A 16101-nucleotide genomic window follows, 5' to 3' on the forward strand; every position below is an offset into this window, starting at 1 on the left:
TGATCTCCGTAAGGGATAGCACTGCCCCCCAAAAGGGCCCACGGACGCCGGATGTTTCCCCCTTCGGCGTCCGTGGACAATCCCAGCCCCTCAATCAATCGGAGGCAAAAGACCCGACAGGATCGGGCGTGAGGAGGGCGGTGACTGGCGGGGATTCCGCCAAGCCGAAAGGTCAGATCAGTCCCTTCCGGATGGCCTTTGATACAGCCTCGGTCTGGGTCTGGACGTGCAGCTTCCGATAAACGCTGCGAAGATGCATGTCGACCGTGTGAAGCGAGATGTCGAGCAGGTCGGCGATCTCCTTTTTAATGTGGCCCTTGACCATGTGTCGGAGGACTTCCTCCTCGCGTTTGGTCAGCGGTTCGGTTTCTTCCACCGGGCCGAGCTTGGCGAAGCCATCGAGAATCATGCTGGCGATCGCGCCGCTGAGAGGGGCGGCGCCGCCCATCACATCGCGGATTCCGCTGACGATGTCGTCCGGATCCGCGGTCTTCAGGAGGTAGCCCGACGCGCCGTTGCAGATCGCCCGGTAAACCCGTTCGCGGTCATCAAAAGAGGTGAGGATGACGATCTTCTGTTCCGGAGCCTTGGCGCGAACCTCGAGGAGCACTTGCAGACCGTCTTTGCCCGGCAGGCCGAGATCGAAAAGCATGAGATCGGGCAACTTCGAGCCGAATTCGATCTCGGCGAGGAGCTCGTTCGGATGGCTGAAGGCCTTCTCGCACTCAAGATCGTCCTCGCTGTCGATGAGTCGACTGAGTTGCTTCGCGAACTGCGAGTGGTCTTCCAGGATCCAGATCCGGGTCGGAGGAGTCGGTTCGTTGCTCATGCTGCTGCCGTTGCGGTGATGAGGTTGGCGCGTTTCACATCGAGACGCAAGTGCGTGCCTTGACCCGGTTTCGATGTCACTTGGAGGCGCCCTTCGAGAACCGCGGTCCGATCCGTAAGTTTACGTACGGCAGCAGGGCGTGCCTTGGCATCCGTTGGCAAACCGATTCCGTTGTCTTCGATTTCCATGACCAGCCACTCCTTTGAATCGTAGATCTTGATCGCGACCTGTGAGGCCTGCGAGTGCTTCAGGACATTGTGGAGGGCCTCCTTGTAGAAGAGGAACAGGTGCCGCTTGGCGTCGAGCGTCATCTTCGCCGCAGTGCGGTTCGAGCGGCAGACAAGGGTGTAGTCAATGTCCCGGAGAAGCCGTGAAGCGCAGTCGCGCATTCTTTGGACGAAGTCCCCGATGGTGTCCTGACGACGTTCGAGGAGCCACACGATGTCGCGCATGGCGAGCGAGCTTTCGCGCGCGATCACCTCCACTTCGTCGAGATCGTCGGCAAGTTCGTTCGGGCCTTGCAGGCGTTTGAGGTCGCGCTTCGCCGAGCGGGCGATCAGGGAGATGCTTCCGAGGTTGCTGCCGATATCGTCGTGCAGATCGGAAGCGATTCGCTTTCGGAGCGCATCGATTTGCTTGCGCGATACGAGGCGTCTCCTTTCGACGAACGCCACCGGGATCAGGAAGGTAAGGCCGATGGCGATCGAGGCACCCCACGTGGCATTCAATTCCGTTTCGGTCGCCATGTTGCTGCGGACCGGCCGGAGGTCGGCCAGTTCGGCTTCAATCTCCTTGCGTTCGACGAGTTGCCTGAGCCACGAACCGACTGGGGTGATCTTGAGTCCGCTGGCGTAGCCGTCCGTGATCTCCGGGGAGGCGGCCAGAGTTCGACCCGAGTGACGGATCCGGACCGGTTGCTCCAGCGCCAGATTCCGACCTTGGGACCACACCTCGATCTCCGAGAGCATGTGGTGCCTGAGTTTGCCGATCGCCATGGCGGAGTTTGCCCGGAGCATCACATATCGGCCGGTCACACGGTTCATCGGAAGGCATGCCGGGGCGAAAGTCTCCCCACCCGGCATGGTGGCATACGGTGCCGCGGATTCCTCGGGGTCGTCGCTTACAAATACCTCGATGTCACCCGGGAGTGCGGAGGTCCCTCCCAATTCCGGCATCTGGAACGGGAAGGCGACGATCCGGTCGATCGGCTCGGGCTCACCCAAGTCAATGATCCACTCGGCCTGCTCGCGTCCGGGTTCGACTTCGAAAATCTGGCCCCGGGAGTTGATCCATTGGCCTCCTTCCCAGACCCCCAGAGGAGATCGTCCATCGACCGCATATTGCGCGTCCCACTGACCGGGACTGTCCAGCCCGTGGGTGGACGTTACCTTGGCCCCGAACGAGACCGGCTCGCCTCCCGAGATGACGACCATCTCCGAGAGCGCGGCGGTGGCTTGGCTGCCCCGGAAGTGGCCCAGCGCCACCGTCAGGCGCACATACCGTGCGTCGATATCGCGGGCGACGACCCTCAGCGGGTAGGGATCCTGATCCTCGTGGATCTTGTCCTTTGTGTCGTAAATGACCAGTGCCTCCCTGAAGTCCGGGTCGAGCGACGTTTCAATGCGGATGCGGAGGGGAAACAGGGTGCGGGCGTCGCCTACCTGCGGTTGAGCCGGAATCAGGAAAATGTCGCTGAGCGGGTAGGTGTCACCCAGATCGAGCGTGAGCGACGGTTGCTCGTCCTTGCCATGGGAGGCGCAGCGCCATCCATGTTCCTTGCTGAGGGGCTTCGGGGAAAACGTCGCGAGTCCGCGAAGCCGCTCTTCCAGCCAGGTCAGGCGGTCTTCAACCTCGACCAACTTGGGATTCAACAATCGGGCCACACGGCCGATCGGATTGTTGGATTGGGCTTCGTCGGCGGCGTCCGCGGGCGCAATGACGCAAGCGGCCAACGCTGAAGCAAAGGCCCAAGACCGGATCTCGGACAAATCGCTCATTGTTGTAGGGGAAACAGCGAGGATTAGTTAGCATTTTTAAAATTTCCGGCCAAGTTTTTATTGAACCTTTTTGGAGTTCAGGAGTCCCCGGCACAAAATGTCCGCCAATCCCCAAAATTCCGGGGTGTCACCGACTCGCGGCGGGCCCTGGGGTGAAACCGGCAAGGAGACCGGTTGAGACCTGCTATCGGGGCTTCCGTCAGGGGCGTAGCGCCCGGATTGACTGAATCGTCTGGGCCGCCGCGGTATCCGCATCGGGTTGAGGGAAAACCTCCGCGGAAAGGTAGCCGTCGTAGGCCAGCTCGCTCAATGCTGCGAAAATCGGCTCGTAGGCTGTGTGGCCAAGTCCCATGGCCTGCCGGTTGGAGTCGGCCCAGTGGACGTGCCCCAGCTTGGAACCCATCGCTTTGAGGCTGGCGGCGATGTCGCGCTCCTCAATCGCCATGTGGAAGAGATCCGCGAGAAGGACGATGTTTCCAAGGTCCTCGGCGATCAGGTAATCGGTCGCGGCAGCGGCGTGGTTGAACAGATTGGTCTCGTACCGGTTGAGAGGCTCGTAAATGAACGGGACGTCGTGCTCCGCTGCCCGGGCACCTGCTTCTCGAAGGGCTTCGGTCAGCCACGCAAGCGCTTGGTCGCGGCTCACCTCACCGCCGTGCTTGCCCTGCATGGAACCGAGGATGACCGGAGCACCGAGTTGTCCGCCGAAGTCGATCATGGATGCGATGAACTCAAGTGCGGCGGCACGTTTGTCCGGCGAGGGATCGGTCAGAGAGAGTCCGTGCCGGACCATTCCCGCGCCGCTGCCGACGGCGGCAACGGCGAGGCCATGTTCGTCCTGAAGAGCCTTGATGTCGCCCATGGGAACCGCATCGGGTGCCGGGAGGAAAAGCTCGACCGCGTCGAACCCGTGCTCCGCCGCTTTGCGGAACCCGGTAGCCAGGTCGTCGTGAAAGACAAAGGGACCAGCCGCGGCCTCGTGAACGCGGCAGAGTGTGATCGCGGTCTTCATCAAACGGATTCGACGATGATGTTGCCGTAGGCGGTCGGATCACCGGTGCGGATGAGGCCGATGGCGTCCGGAACGAAAGTTTTGAAGGTCACGTGGGGCAGGCGCTCGATCGTGACGTCCGGGATACCTCCGAAGGAATCGTCGAAGCTCTTGATGGTTTCCGCGGGATTGGTGTCGAGGAACTCTTCGGCCTGCCAGATGCGGCCGATCTTGAAGTTGGGCTTCAGAAGCTCGAGCACATCGAGCACCATGGGCATCCCTTTGGTCAGGCTGATGTCGACGGTCTCGATCTGCGGCCAGTAGGGGAAAGCCCAGTCGGCGATCACGAGGGTGTTCGTGTGGCGGATGCGTGCCACAAGTTCGAGGACCTGGGGATTGAGAATTCCGTTCTGTAGCATGGGAGGGTCGGGGTTCAGGAAGATGCCGCCTTGACCAGCAGGCCGCGATGGCGGGCGATCGACAGCATGCGGGAGAACAACATGCCGGCCCCAAGGAGGTAAAGGCCATTGAGGGCGGTGGCCATGAGAAGCTTCCGGGGATCCATTTCGCCGGTGTCGAGCACCTCCCGCATCCCCTCGAAGATGTGGGCGGGCGGCATCGAGAGCGATACCACCTGCATCCAGCGCGGAAGCACGCCGACGTCGTAGAAGACGCAGGCGAAGGGCTGAACCATGAAGGGAACCGCCCATGCCAAGGATTCGGCCGCGTGTCCGAAGCGGAGGATCAACGAGGTCGAGACGATCCCGAGTGCCCAGCCGAACATCAGCAGGTTGCCGTAGAACGGAATCAGCAGCCACTCGAACTGGAACAGGTTGAAGCCGTAGGACACCACCGCGATCAAGGCCATGACCAAGGCGGTAACCAGCACCCTCAGGCCGCCCACCGTGAAGCTTGCGGCGAGATACTCGGTCATTCGGATCGGGGCGGCGAAGATGTTCAGGAGGTTGCGGGTCCAGACGTCCTCGAGGAACGAGATGGCCACGCCCTGTTGCGAACGGAAAAGGGCATCCCAGAGGATGATCGCTCCGATAAGGAAGGTGATGAAGTGGATGAGGTTGCGTCCTTCGGTCCCTGTTTCCTCCTGCAACTGCTGCTGGAGGAAAACCGTCACGAAGCCCCAGACGAGAAGCTGGACGACCGGCCAGAAAAGAAGCTCAAGCGCCCGCACCGGGTTGCGCGTGAAGAGCAGCACCTGCCTCCGGACCAAGGCAAGGATGACGGGGAAACGGAGCACGTGGGAAACTCGGCCGGGGGCGGGAGACTTGGCAAGTCCGCGGTTTCAAGGCGCCTTGGGCGCAGCGGCGACATACTGCCGCTTGAGTTCCTCCGACTTGCGCCTGAGCGCGTCGATCTGGGGGAGCAGGGCGTCGAGCTTAGAGCGTTGCTCGTTCATCTGTGCGGCGGTGTTGGCGAGGGTTTCCTTGAGCGCTTCAACCGTCGCCTGAAGCGTGGTCACCACAGATGCCCGTTCCGCGGCGGTTTCGGAGTCGCCGGGGGACTCGGCATCCTTCCGGAGAGCTTCGAGCTCCCCGCGCTTGGTTGCGAACTCTGCCCTGAGTTCTTCGACCGACCGTGTGGTCTCCGCGAATTCCGCCGACAGGGTCTCGCTCTCGGCGTGGAGGCGAGCGGCCTCTTTCCCGACCGCGATCGACTCGGCATTGAGCGCCGCCCGCTGCCAGTGATGCTTCTTCCGCTGAACCCACTCCGCGTGCTGACGGGCTTCGGTAACCCGTTGATCGGCTTCTTGGAGAGACTTGGTCGGGGCTTCCAGCGCCTTCTTCACTTCGGGGAGCTGTTTTTCAAGTTGGGGAAGCTGCTGGGCTGCCGATTGGTGGCGCTGGCGGGCCTGCTCCTGCGCCGTCTGATGAGACTTCTGCGAAGCGTTGAGTTTCTCAATCTCCTGTCGGATTCCGGCGATAACCGTCGACTTGTCCTGGATCTGCTTCTCGAGTCCCGCGATAGGCTGTGCCTCGGACTGACGTTGCTGCTTCAGTTGGTTGAGAGTTTCGGTCTTCTGGCGACTGGCGGTCTCGGCCGCCGTCACCGCAGCCGCTTTCTCCGGTCCTTCGGGGGCGTTTTTGGCTTCAGTAAGTCGGTTCTCCGCCGCCTTCCGTTCACCATCGGCGCTGGCGATCTTGGGGTCGAGTTCGGCGCAGCGCTTGCGCCGTCCCTGAATCTGCTCGCGAAGACCCGCCAACGCCTTCTCCTGATCGGCCAGTTTGCTTCGTTGCTGTTCGAGTTGCTGAGCGGTCTGCTTCTGTTTGTTTGCCGCCTCCTGTTCATCCCGTTTCGAGGTCTCGATCGTCTTTCGTGCTTCCCGGATGGCCGCTTCTTTGGCGGCGACCTTCTGCTTCGCCTGGTTCAGGGCTTCAGCGGCGGCGGCCCGGTTCTTCTCGGCTTCTGCGATCGCGGCAGGCTGTGCCTTCTCGGCTTCGGAGAGTTGCTGCAGTCGGGCAGCAATCGTCGGAGGGTTGTGGTCGAGTTCGCCGACCCGGTTCCCGCTCTCGATATCATAGACGTGGATCCGTCCGGTGTAGTCGGCGACGAAGATCCGCTTGCCGTCTTGGTTGATCGCGACCGAGGTCGGAATATCGGGAAGCTTGTCGATCACCTTCTTCTGACCGAAATCCGGCTTCCAGACCTTGGCGGTCCGGTCGCGGCCGGCGGTCACAAAGCTTCCGTCCGGGGCCCAGGCGAAATCGAGGACGCCACCGGGATGCGCGTCCAGCTTTCGGACCTCGTTGCCGTTGTTCATTTCCCAGAAGCGGACCGTGCCGTCAGCAGATGCGGTAGCGAGGACGTTGGAATCAGAGCGGAAGCGTGCCGCGCTGATTCCCGCCTGATGGGCGCGCAGGGTGTGGAACTCGTTGCCCGTCTCCGCCTCCCAAACCCACACGCCGCCATTCCGGTCTCCGGTCGCAAGCAGGATGCCGTCCGGAGAGAAGTCGAGAGAGGTGACCCAGTCGGTGTGCTTCTTGATCGATGCGGTTCTCGAGCCGTCCTCGGTTTTCCACAGCTTGATGAGCTTCGACGGGGAACCCGTTGCGACCGAACCCAGATCCGGTCTCAGGTCGGTGCAAAGCACCGTATCGAACTCCTTGGCGGCTGTGAGGGCGCGTTCGCCGGTGATGACGTCGAAGCTCACCGTGACGCCGGACTTGCCGGGGATGCCGCCGCCGGCAATCAGATAGCGGCCGTTCGGGGTGAATGCCAGCGAGACCGGATCGCCCTCCGGAAATGGAAGAACGCCGGCCAACTCGAGCGCGTCGGTGTCGTAGAGAAGAATCTGTTTCTGTCCGGTGATCGCCAGCAACGGGGCCCAAGGTGACGCCACCATGGCGTGAACCGCGGAGGACCGGGACGCGACTACGGCAGGCTCCAGAATCACGTCCTTGGGCATCGGTGGCGGGCCATCGGGACGGGCGGTCGGATCGGCCTGCAGCGCGGTATCGAACTTCGGCTTTTCGGGCTTCTTGGCCTTCGAACTCGAATTCTGGAGCAAACCTCCCGCAATCCAGTTTTCGAGAACCTTGATCGCCTCGCCGGAAATCGGATCGCCCTCCGGCGGCATCTTCGGTTCGGCGGTCTGGCGGACCACCGCGATGAGGGTGGAGGCGGTGTTTCCCGACTCGACGACTTTGCCGCCGGAACTGCCCTTGAGCGCGCCTGCGTAGTTGGACAGGTCGAGCCCGCCCTTGGTCTTGTCGGGATTGTGGCAGTTCAGACAGGCCTGCTCGAAGATCGGTAGAACGTGATCGTCGAAGGTCACCTTGTCCGCCGCTTGGGAAACAGCGGTGGCAAGGAAAGATGTGAAAAGGAAGCGGGTCAACGGGCGGACAACGGGCTTACTCCGCGGATACGGTGGTTCCTCCGGATTCTTGTCGGAAACAAGAAGGCCCGCACCGTTTCCGGTGCGGGCCCCATCTCAGCGAAACACCAAACGAGAAGAAATCAGCCGAGCGGCACCTTTAGGCCGAGCGTCGCGCTCACCGTCCCGATGAAGAAGGGAAGCATGGCGCTGGGGTCGTTGCTGAGGATGCTGGCAAAGTGGTAGAACGCCTTGTGGCCCTCGGTCGGGAAAAGGAGCATCGGAACCGTGACGAACATGGCGCCCAACAGGATCGGGAGCATGGCGACAATGACGATCGCACCCTGACGGCGGTCGAAACGGCCCTGAAAAATCGCCGAGAGGCCATCGACATAGCAGGCCTTCAGAAAGTGGGCGACCAGCCTCAGGTGGGACAGAGCTTGCTGGATGAAGGACGGCGCGACCGGCTCGATCGGTCCCTTGTCGAGGAATTCCGTGATCGGAGGCTCGGGGGTGGCATGAGCGGCGTCGGACAGCATGCGACTGTGAATACCCGCGATCGCGTAATGGAGCAATCTGAAATTTTTAAAAGATTGAACATTCTGGGAGGTTGGATGTCAGCCAATCCTCCAATTCTCGGGGTCCGGATCCCTCGGCAGGCTCAGTGGTTGAATAGGAACTCCTTGGAATTCAACAGGGCCCAGAAGATGTCGTCGAGGATGAGGCGGACATCCTTCGGGTCTTTTGCTCCCTCAAGATAACCCTTGAGATGCTCCCTTTCGCTGGTGGTCGGTTCGCGGCCCAGCGTTCGCAGGTAGAGATGATCCACAATTTCGATCGGCGGCCGCTTCTGTTCCAGAAGGGACGGGATCACCTTGCTCTGCTTGATCCTCTGGTGGGTGGAGCTGCCATTCAGCAAGTGGAGCGCTTGCGAGAGGTTGGGCTCCATTTTGACTTCACAGGAGCAAACGGTAGCGCGGGTGGCCCGGCCGAAGGTGGTGAGGAAATAGTTCGAGGTGTTGCCGTCGGCGATCTGCACCGCCGAGGCGCCGAGCGGCAGTCCCTTGAACTTGTTCGGGGTCTCGGTGACTTGCGAAATGGCATCAAGAAGCACCTCGGCACGCATCCGTCGGATCAACGAGTGCGAGAAGTTCGTTTCGTCGGTCGCGTTGGTCTCGTTGGTCCGACTTGAAAGCTGGTAGGTGCGTGAGTTGCAAATGTCGCGGACGATGCTGCGGATGTCGTAGCCGGAGTCGATGAACCGCTTCGACAGGGTGTCGAGAAGTTCGGGGTTCGACGGCGGATTCGAGACCCGCACGTCATCGACCGGGTCGGTGATGCCGACACCGAAGAAGTGGGCCCACGTGATGTTGACGACATTGCGGGCGAACCACGGGTTGTCGGGCGAGGCGAGCCAGTCGGCGAGGGCCTCGCGACGCGACTTCGATCCGAAGTCGTCGGGCGTCGGGGTGCCAAGGAAACGGGGCTTCGCATTCTGCTGCGTGACCGGGTGTTTCACGTCGCCACCGCCATCAAAGATGATTCGCTCGCGCGGGTCTTCGGCCGGCTTGCGTTTCACCTGGGCGAAGAATGAGGCGAAGCCGTAGTAGTCGTCCATCGTCCAGCGGTCGAACGGGTGGTTGTGGCACTGCGCGCACTGGATCCGGGTGCCCATGAAGACCTGCGCGACGTTCTCCGTCAGCTTCAGGACATCGGACTCGATCTGGTAAAAGTTGGTGGCCGGAGTCTCGAAAGTGCCTCCCTCTGAAGAGAGCAATTCCCGTACGATTTCGTTGAACGGAGTGTTGGCAGCGATCCGTTCCCGCAGCCAGCCGTAGTAGCCCAGAGCCGCCTTGTAGGAGACTTGGTTTGGGCCGTTACGGAACGTGCGGATCTGGAGCAGCTCGGCCCATTTCATCACCCACATCTCGGTGAATTCCTTGCGGGTCAGGAGCTCGTCGACGAGCGCCTTGCGTTTCTCCGGGTTGGCGTCGGTGAGGAAGGTGGTCCGTTCCTCGGCTTCCGGTAGGCGACCGATGACGTCGAGATAGACGCGCCGGACGAAGACCTCGTCGCTGCAGACGTCGGACGGGATGACGCGCAGCTTGTGGAGCTTCTCGTGGACCAGCGTGTCGACCTCGTTGAATGCCGGAATGTCGGGCCGCGTGTAGGGGAGGTCGTCGGGGACGACGATGGCCTGTGATCCCTCGGTGAACGTGTGGAAGCGTGAGAGCAGGAAGGCCTCTCCGCGTTTCTTCGACTTCGCCAGACCCTTGTAGGGGTCGATCTCGACGGAGTTATCGTTGGAGGTAGAAAAGGTCGAAAGCGTGCTGACGTCGCGGTCCGTGCCGTCGGAGTAAGTGGCCCTGACGGTCAGCGGGATCTCGAGGTCCGAACCCTTCATCAGGAGTTGTGGCGGCTCAATGGTGATGCCGGTGGGCTGGGGGATCTCGCCTTGGTCGAACTGCGCGCCATCGCGGATCCACTCGAGCAGCGTGCGGTAGTTCGCGCTGTCTTTCTCGAACAGCTTGCCGCCGGTGTGGGGGACGGCGCCAATGGCCTTGGTCAGCAGGAGCGACTCCTCGGGCAGGCCGAGGTTGATGCGGCGACCGGGCATTTCCCGGGTCAGTCGGAAATGGTCACCCTTCGGGTCGAAGCCGTAGAGCGTCAGATGGAACCCGTCCTGGCCGCGGGCCGAACCGTGGCACGAACCGGTATTGCAGGTGGCCGAGGTCAGCACCGGCATCACGTCGAGTTGGAAGGAAACGGGGCGGGGCTTGGTGGCCTCCTTGACCGTCACGGGGATCTCGGTCGACAGCCCGCGATACTCGATGCGGAGCGTGGTCGAGCCGTCCTTGAGCGGACGCAGGGTCGTGTCGGTGACGGAGGCCAGCGACGGATCGGCGAGGGTGAGCTTCGCTTGCCGGGTGATGTCGTGGGTCGCGGCGTCATTGAACCGGGCGATCACGATCACCCGGTGGAAGTCCTTGGCGGTTTCGAGCGAGACCGACTTGGGGAAGGCTTCGATCGAGGCGATCTCGGGGTCGGCCGGCGCATCCCAGTTGGGCAGTGCGGTCTTCGGTCGCGGTGAGAGCGTGATGCCCTCCGGCCACGGTGCGCCGTCGGCGACCCACGCCCGGATGGCGTCGATCTGGGCCGCATCGAGCGGACCGCCCTTCGGCGGCATCAGGTCGTCGTGATCCTCATCGAGGCAAATCCGCTCGATCAGCAACGATTGCTCCGGGTTCCCGGGAACCAGCGCGGTGCCCGAGTCGCCGCCGTCGAGCATCGCGGCCCGGGTGGTCATCAGCAGGTCGCCCTTGGTCTTCTCCGGGTGGTGACAGGAAAGGCAGTGGGTCTCCAGCGCGACCCGGGCGGCCGGGAAGGTGTCGGCGCCCGCTTGGGCGGCCAACGCCGCTCCAAGGGCTGCGAGAGGGATTCCGCGGGCAATTCGGATCATACCCGGACGCTACGGGACGGGCACCGCGGGTGTTTCATGGGCGGCGGAGAACCTGGGCTGACCGCTATTCGTCCTCCGCGCCGCCGAGCGTGACGTTGATGTTGTATTTGTTCTGCAGGTGGGCGTGGGCGCGGGCGGCCTCGCCGCTCTTGGGGTAGCGCTTGCAGGTCAGCTGGAAGGTGCGGATCGCATTCTTCGGCTCCTCGGCCTCCTCGTAGGTGAAGCCGATCTCGATCGAGGCACGCGGGGCGGCGTTGTCGACCACCTTGCACTGGTTGTAGAGAAGGATCGCTTCCTGCTGCTCGCCGAGCTTTCGGTGGCACGAGGCCATTGCGAAGTGGGTCTTCGGAAAGTCGTCGATCTGGCGGTACATGCCGATCGCGTTGCGCCAGTCGGACATGCTCTCATAGCAGCCGCCGATCGCCCACTGGTAGCCGGCGGCGCCGTCGCCATTGAGGTCGAGGAGCTTCACATAGACCGCGATCGCCTCCTTGAACTTGCCCTCCTCCTTGAACATCCCGGCGATCCGCTCCTGGCCGACGACCACGTTGTCGAACTCGGCGAAAAGGCGACGCGCCTCGTCGCGCTTGTCGCGTGCCAGATTCCACTCGGCCATCCGCCCGCGCAGGTCGTCGTCGCGACCGAACTTCTCTTCGACCTCCTTATAGAGTTTCCAGACGTCGCTCGGCCGGCCGAGCATCGCGTGCAGGGCCGCCACCCGGTAGAGGTGTCCCTTGGCATGCTCGGGATCCTCGGCGGCATCGCGTCGGACGCTGGCGATGAGCTGGTCGCCGAGCTTGAGCGCGGCGGCCTTGGTTTTCTCGTCCTTCAGCAGGTGCTGCATCGTCTGGACCGTCATCTGGTGCACGACCTCGATCAGCTTGCCGTCCTTGTAGCTCGTTGCGAGCGCCTTGCGGCCCTCCTCGAACTCCTGGCGGAAGAAATACTTCCGCGCGAGTTCTTCGCTGGCCTGAACGCAGGCGCCGTTGGTCTGCTCCGTGCGCTCGGTCTTGAAGGTGAGGTCTTTCAGGATCTCGATGATCTTGTCCTGATCCTCATGCAGCTTCGCGTAGTGGAGGAGGTCCTGCTTCGAGCGCAGCGCGAGCAGGGTGCTCGGGTATTCCTTGATGATGAACTCGAACGAGTCCTGCGCCTTCTTCACCTCGCCCATCTTCCGGTAGGCGTCGCCGATGCAATAGGCGGCCACGGTCGCCTCGTGCGACTCCGGCCAGTAGTCGATCACCGATTGGAATCCTTCGCGCAGGGCGGTCTGCGGCTTCTTCAGATGGACCATCGTGTGGCTCCACATCAGTTGGGCATAGGGGGCGCCGGGGCTGGTCTCGTAGAGCGTCAGGAACTTCTCATACTCGGCCAGCGCGACCTTGTAGTTCTTGTTGGTGTAGTGCTTCTCCGCGATCTTGAGTTGATAGCGCTCGACCTCGCGCATCGCCTCGAAGGTCGCCACCGGGATCTGCTCGAATTCCCCGAGGGCTGATGCGCAAGGGGCGGTCAGGAGAAACGCGGCGAACGCGGCGATTGCGGAGCGCTTCAGTCGTCTTTGGTTGCTTCGAGCCATTTGTTGTATTCCGCGTGGGCGTAGAAGATGATGTTCACTCCGAGTTGGTAGCAGGACTCCCGGATCTCGTGTTCGATGCCCGCATGGCCGTCGGCCCAGGCATCGCCAATGTCGCCGGGATGGTAGTAGGCGACCAGCCGCCCGTCGACCACCCAGCCGAGCGCGTCGGAACGGCCGTGTTTGGCGACGTAGGGAAGCTTGGGAAGCGTGTAGGGAATGCGGTGGATCGGATGATCGAGGTAAACACTGATTGGCTCCACCCGGGGCAGAGCCCGGCGCATCATGCCGACAAACTGACCCTCCCAGCCACTGCTGCCGCCGTTGTCGGCGAACAGCATGCCGTGCTTGTCGAGCAGGTAGGCGCGCAGGATCTTGATTTCCGCATCGCTGACCTGGATGCTCTCCTGACCCGTCATGTAAACCATCGGCGGACTCTTGCGCGCGGGGAAGCTCTTGAGGCGACGGATCTCCATCGGCTCGGGCCGGTCGCTGACCTTTTGGCCGAGCCGCACGCCATACTCGGTCAGCAGGTTGAGATCGGACCCGCGGTCCATGTCCTGCTCCCAATCGCCGCCCCCATACTTCAGCCGGATGAACCGGACCTTGCCGCGATTGGTTCCGGCGGAGAACCCGGCGCCCGTTCCCTGGCCTTGGCCGATCTTGTAGAGGTGCTTCGTTTCCTCCAGCAGCTGCAGCTTCACGTCATCAATCGGCGGCGGATTGAAGAGGATGCTGCTGTAGGGGTTGATGACGTATTTCTTGCGGATGACCTTCTGGATCTTGACTACCTGCTTGAGTTGCTTCTCCTCGCCGCCACCGATCGGCGCCTCGTAAATCGAGCAGCCGGTCATCTGGGTCAGGACGGTGAAGACCAGCATGAACGCGCAGCTGTAGACGAAGAAGGTCAGCAGCGACTGACGCAGCTTGCGGTTCTTCTTGCCGAAGTACCACGCGACAAGGTGGAAGGGATTCCAGCTACGTCCGTCCGTCGGAGGTTTCGATCGTTTCGTCTGCAGGTCGACCGCCCAAACGGTCCAGCCGAGGCCGATCAGGAAGCTGATCGCGGTGCCGAGCTTGGTGATCGATTCCGACAGGTCCCACCATGAAAAGATCAGCGGCAGTGTGATGCACAGCTGCCACAGCGGCAGGAAGGAAACGCTGAGAACCGCCCGATAAAGACGGAGCGAGCGCGGCTTCCAGTAACGAGCCCAGTAGTAGCAGACGGGGAGGGCGCCGGCGAAGACGACCGCGTGGGCGAGGGAAGGGAAACGGAACAGCAGATGGGCGTCGGCCCAAGTGAGCAGCCAGAGAACGGCGTAGTAGATCGTCAGCGCGACCGGGCGTCGGCCGTGCTTGCGGATCCAGTCGCCGGTCTTCCGCCAGTCCATCAATCGAGTCCGTCGAGGAAGTTGTCGTTGTCGGTTTCCAGCGGGTTCTTGTCGGCCGGCGCTTCCTTCGTCTCATCGACGCCGAGCTTGGACAGGTCGGCTTCGGCAGGCGGAGGAGCCGGCTCGGCCGGAGCAGGCTCCGCGGGCGCGGGTTCCTTCTTCGGTTCTACCGTGGTGGTTTCCTCCTCAACAACCGGCTCCTCCTTTTCGCCCATGGCGTAGGGGATGGCGGTGAAGGCGATGATACCGATGAAGACCACGACGGTCGAAGTGGTGATCGCGCGGAACAGTTGGCTCGAGGCGACGATGCCGAGCATCTCCTGCGGGCTCTTGCCCTTCAGTTCGGCGAGGAAGGCCTTGAGTTCGGCGACGGTGGCGCTGGAGTTCTGCTTCAGCCGCCGCAGGTCGCCCTTGGTGCTCGCCATGGCCGTCTCGCGGGGTTCGGGCTTGTCAGGTTGGATCTTCATCAGCGTTCGGTTTCCGGTTCGAGAATGTGGACGAGGTCGCCGCCGGCCTGGCCGATCGCTTCGATGACCGGCTCGAAGTGTTTGGCGTTGGCTTCCTTGTGGACCTTGAGAAAGACGTTCCGTGCTCCGGCGGGCGTGTCGCCGAGCAGGGTTTCGAGTTTGCCGGCGAGCTGGTCGTTCGGGATCTCCTCGCCGTTGAGGTAGGTCTTGTAGGCGCTGTCGATCGCGACGTTCACCACCGGCGCGCCGGCCTGTTCGATGTCGGGAAGCTGGGCCGGGTCCCACTGCACGTGGCTGTCGTCCTGCACCCGCGCGAGGATCACGAAAAAGATCAGCAGCAGGAACCCGATGTCGCCCATGGCGAACGAGGGGACCGAGGCGCTGAACTGTCGGCGTGCGACCTTCATTCGAGGGTGATGGTTCGTTCGCTGGCGAGTTCAAGCGTCAGCACGCCGCCGGCATCATCGATGGCCTGCGAGACATGGATCCAGCGGTCGTAGGTCGTGTCCGGAGTGCTCTTCACCACGACCACCTTGTCGACCTCGCGGGTCTTCTTCGCGAGTTCGGTGGCAATCCGCTCGCGGAACTGCTCGAGCTGGAGCGGGCTGCCGTTGAGCACGATGCTACTCGGCGTGATCGAGACTTCGAGGTTCTGGCTCTGGTCGCGCTTCTCCTCCTTCGCTTCGGTTTGCGGCAGTGATTGGGAAAGCCCGGTCTCCGGTTGGACCGAGGCGCAGACGAGAAAGAAGATGATCAGGATGAAGGCGATGTCCGAGCTGGACGACGCAGGCGGGTCGACGAGGAGCTGTCCGCGCTTCAGTTTCACCGTCAGGAATTCTTGTCGAGGGTGAGGCGCAGGCCGACGACCTCGATCAGCTCGGCGGCCGAGGCTTCGACCTGGAGGACGAAGTTGTTGATCAGCGCGGTGAAGTAGTTGAAGGCGAGGTAGGCCGGGATGCCGACCGTCAGGCCGAAGGCGGTGGTAAGGAGCGCGACCCGGATGCCCGCCGCCGCGGCCTGCACGATGTTCTGCTGGCCGACGTTCGCCTCGATGTCGCCGAAGGCGACGATCATGCCCTGCACGGTACCGAGGAATCCGAGCATCGGAGCGACACTCGCGATCGTCGCGAGGAGCGGCAGGTGCTTCTCCAGCGCGGCGACGATGTGAACCGCGTAGTTTTCCATGCTCTTGACCACCTGCTGCTCGAGCTGGGCCTCGTCGTAGTCGAGACGGCGGAGCACCAGATACTTCCGCAGTCCGTTGGAAAGGATGGCGGGCACAGGACCCTGAGACCTGTCGCAGAGCTCGAGCGACTCCTCGACCTTGTCCTCGGAGAGCAGCGCGATGATCTTCTCCTTCAGCTCGCCGGGGTCCGTGTCGAGGAGCTTGAGGCTGCGGTAGCGCTCGATGATCACCGCGACCACCAGGATCAGCAGGATCAGGATCGGCCACATGAAGATGCCACCTTCCAGAAGCAGGCCCGAGGCGCCGGTGTGGAAGAATTCGTAGATGGCCCCGTGTTCTTCGGTGGCGGCGGCGAGGAGGTTCGGAAGCTGCGGCATG

At 62.5% G+C, this 16101-nt stretch carries 14 protein-coding genes; all 14 read right to left on the bottom strand.

All coding sequences use genetic code 11. The features are described 5' to 3' along the window. Positions 1-172: 172 nt before the first annotated feature. Positions 173-829, bottom strand: a complete 657-nt coding sequence (locus HAHE_RS15895) for a response regulator transcription factor (protein ID WP_338685774.1) — start codon at positions 827-829, stop codon at positions 173-175. Next, entirely contained in the window at positions 826-2826 is a 2001-nt protein-coding gene (locus tag HAHE_RS15900; RefSeq protein WP_338685775.1) for a histidine kinase, read from the bottom strand. The genes HAHE_RS15895 and HAHE_RS15900 overlap by 4 nt, the downstream gene beginning before the upstream one ends. Before the next feature lie 199 nt (positions 2827-3025). Next, the gene (locus HAHE_RS15905; protein ID WP_338685777.1) at positions 3026-3838 is read right to left on the bottom strand and encodes a sugar phosphate isomerase/epimerase family protein; all 813 of its coding nucleotides are present in this window, start codon (positions 3836-3838) and stop codon (positions 3026-3028) included. After that, a complete protein-coding gene (locus HAHE_RS15910; protein ID WP_338685778.1) occupies positions 3838-4236 on the bottom strand; it encodes an RbsD/FucU domain-containing protein in 399 nt (132 codons plus the stop codon). The genes HAHE_RS15905 and HAHE_RS15910 overlap by 1 nt, the downstream gene beginning before the upstream one ends. Before the next feature lie 14 nt (positions 4237-4250). Next, positions 4251-5072 (bottom strand): ABC transporter permease, encoded by an 822-nt coding sequence (locus tag HAHE_RS15915; protein WP_338685779.1) that lies wholly within the window; start codon positions 5070-5072, stop codon positions 4251-4253. 45 nt (positions 5073-5117) lie between these two features. After that, positions 5118-7667 (bottom strand): c-type cytochrome domain-containing protein, encoded by a 2550-nt coding sequence (locus HAHE_RS15920; RefSeq protein WP_338685780.1) that lies wholly within the window; start codon positions 7665-7667, stop codon positions 5118-5120. 122 nt (positions 7668-7789) lie between these two features. Next, complete coding sequence (locus HAHE_RS15925) at positions 7790-8185, bottom strand: hypothetical protein (RefSeq protein WP_338685781.1); 396 nt, start codon at positions 8183-8185, stop codon at positions 7790-7792. Positions 8186-8307: 122 nt separating this feature from the next. Continuing rightward, on the bottom strand, positions 8308-11106 hold the full coding sequence (locus HAHE_RS15930) for a PSD1 and planctomycete cytochrome C domain-containing protein (RefSeq protein WP_338685782.1): 2799 nt from the start codon (positions 11104-11106) through the stop codon (positions 8308-8310). A gap of 64 nt (positions 11107-11170) precedes the next feature. Further along, positions 11171-12682: a tetratricopeptide repeat protein gene (locus HAHE_RS15935; protein WP_338685783.1), complete on the bottom strand. Its 1512-nt coding sequence runs from the start codon at positions 12680-12682 to the stop codon at positions 11171-11173. Beyond that, positions 12655-14070 carry a DUF4159 domain-containing protein gene (locus tag HAHE_RS15940; protein ID WP_338685784.1) on the bottom strand — a complete coding sequence of 472 codons (1416 nt, stop codon included), beginning with the start codon at positions 14068-14070 and terminating at the stop codon, positions 12655-12657. Before HAHE_RS15940 ends, HAHE_RS15935 begins: the two co-directional genes overlap by 28 nt. Continuing rightward, entirely contained in the window at positions 14070-14537 is a 468-nt protein-coding gene (locus HAHE_RS15945; protein ID WP_338685786.1) for a hypothetical protein, read from the bottom strand. The genes HAHE_RS15940 and HAHE_RS15945 overlap by 1 nt, the downstream gene beginning before the upstream one ends. Continuing rightward, positions 14537-14944, bottom strand: coding sequence for a biopolymer transporter ExbD (locus tag HAHE_RS15950; RefSeq protein ID WP_338685787.1), 408 nt, complete (start codon positions 14942-14944; stop codon positions 14537-14539). The genes HAHE_RS15945 and HAHE_RS15950 overlap by 1 nt, the downstream gene beginning before the upstream one ends. After that, on the bottom strand, positions 14941-15363 hold the full coding sequence (locus HAHE_RS15955; RefSeq protein ID WP_338685788.1) for a biopolymer transporter ExbD: 423 nt from the start codon (positions 15361-15363) through the stop codon (positions 14941-14943). Before HAHE_RS15955 ends, HAHE_RS15950 begins: the two co-directional genes overlap by 4 nt. Positions 15364-15365: 2 nt before the next feature. Continuing rightward, positions 15366-16100 carry a MotA/TolQ/ExbB proton channel family protein gene (locus HAHE_RS15960; RefSeq protein ID WP_338685790.1) on the bottom strand — a complete coding sequence of 245 codons (735 nt, stop codon included), beginning with the start codon at positions 16098-16100 and terminating at the stop codon, positions 15366-15368. Between the last annotated feature and the right edge of the window lies 1 nt (position 16101).

The sequence above is a fragment of the Haloferula helveola genome (assembly GCF_037076345.1).
Lineage (GTDB): Bacteria > Verrucomicrobiota > Verrucomicrobiia > Verrucomicrobiales > Akkermansiaceae > Haloferula > Haloferula helveola.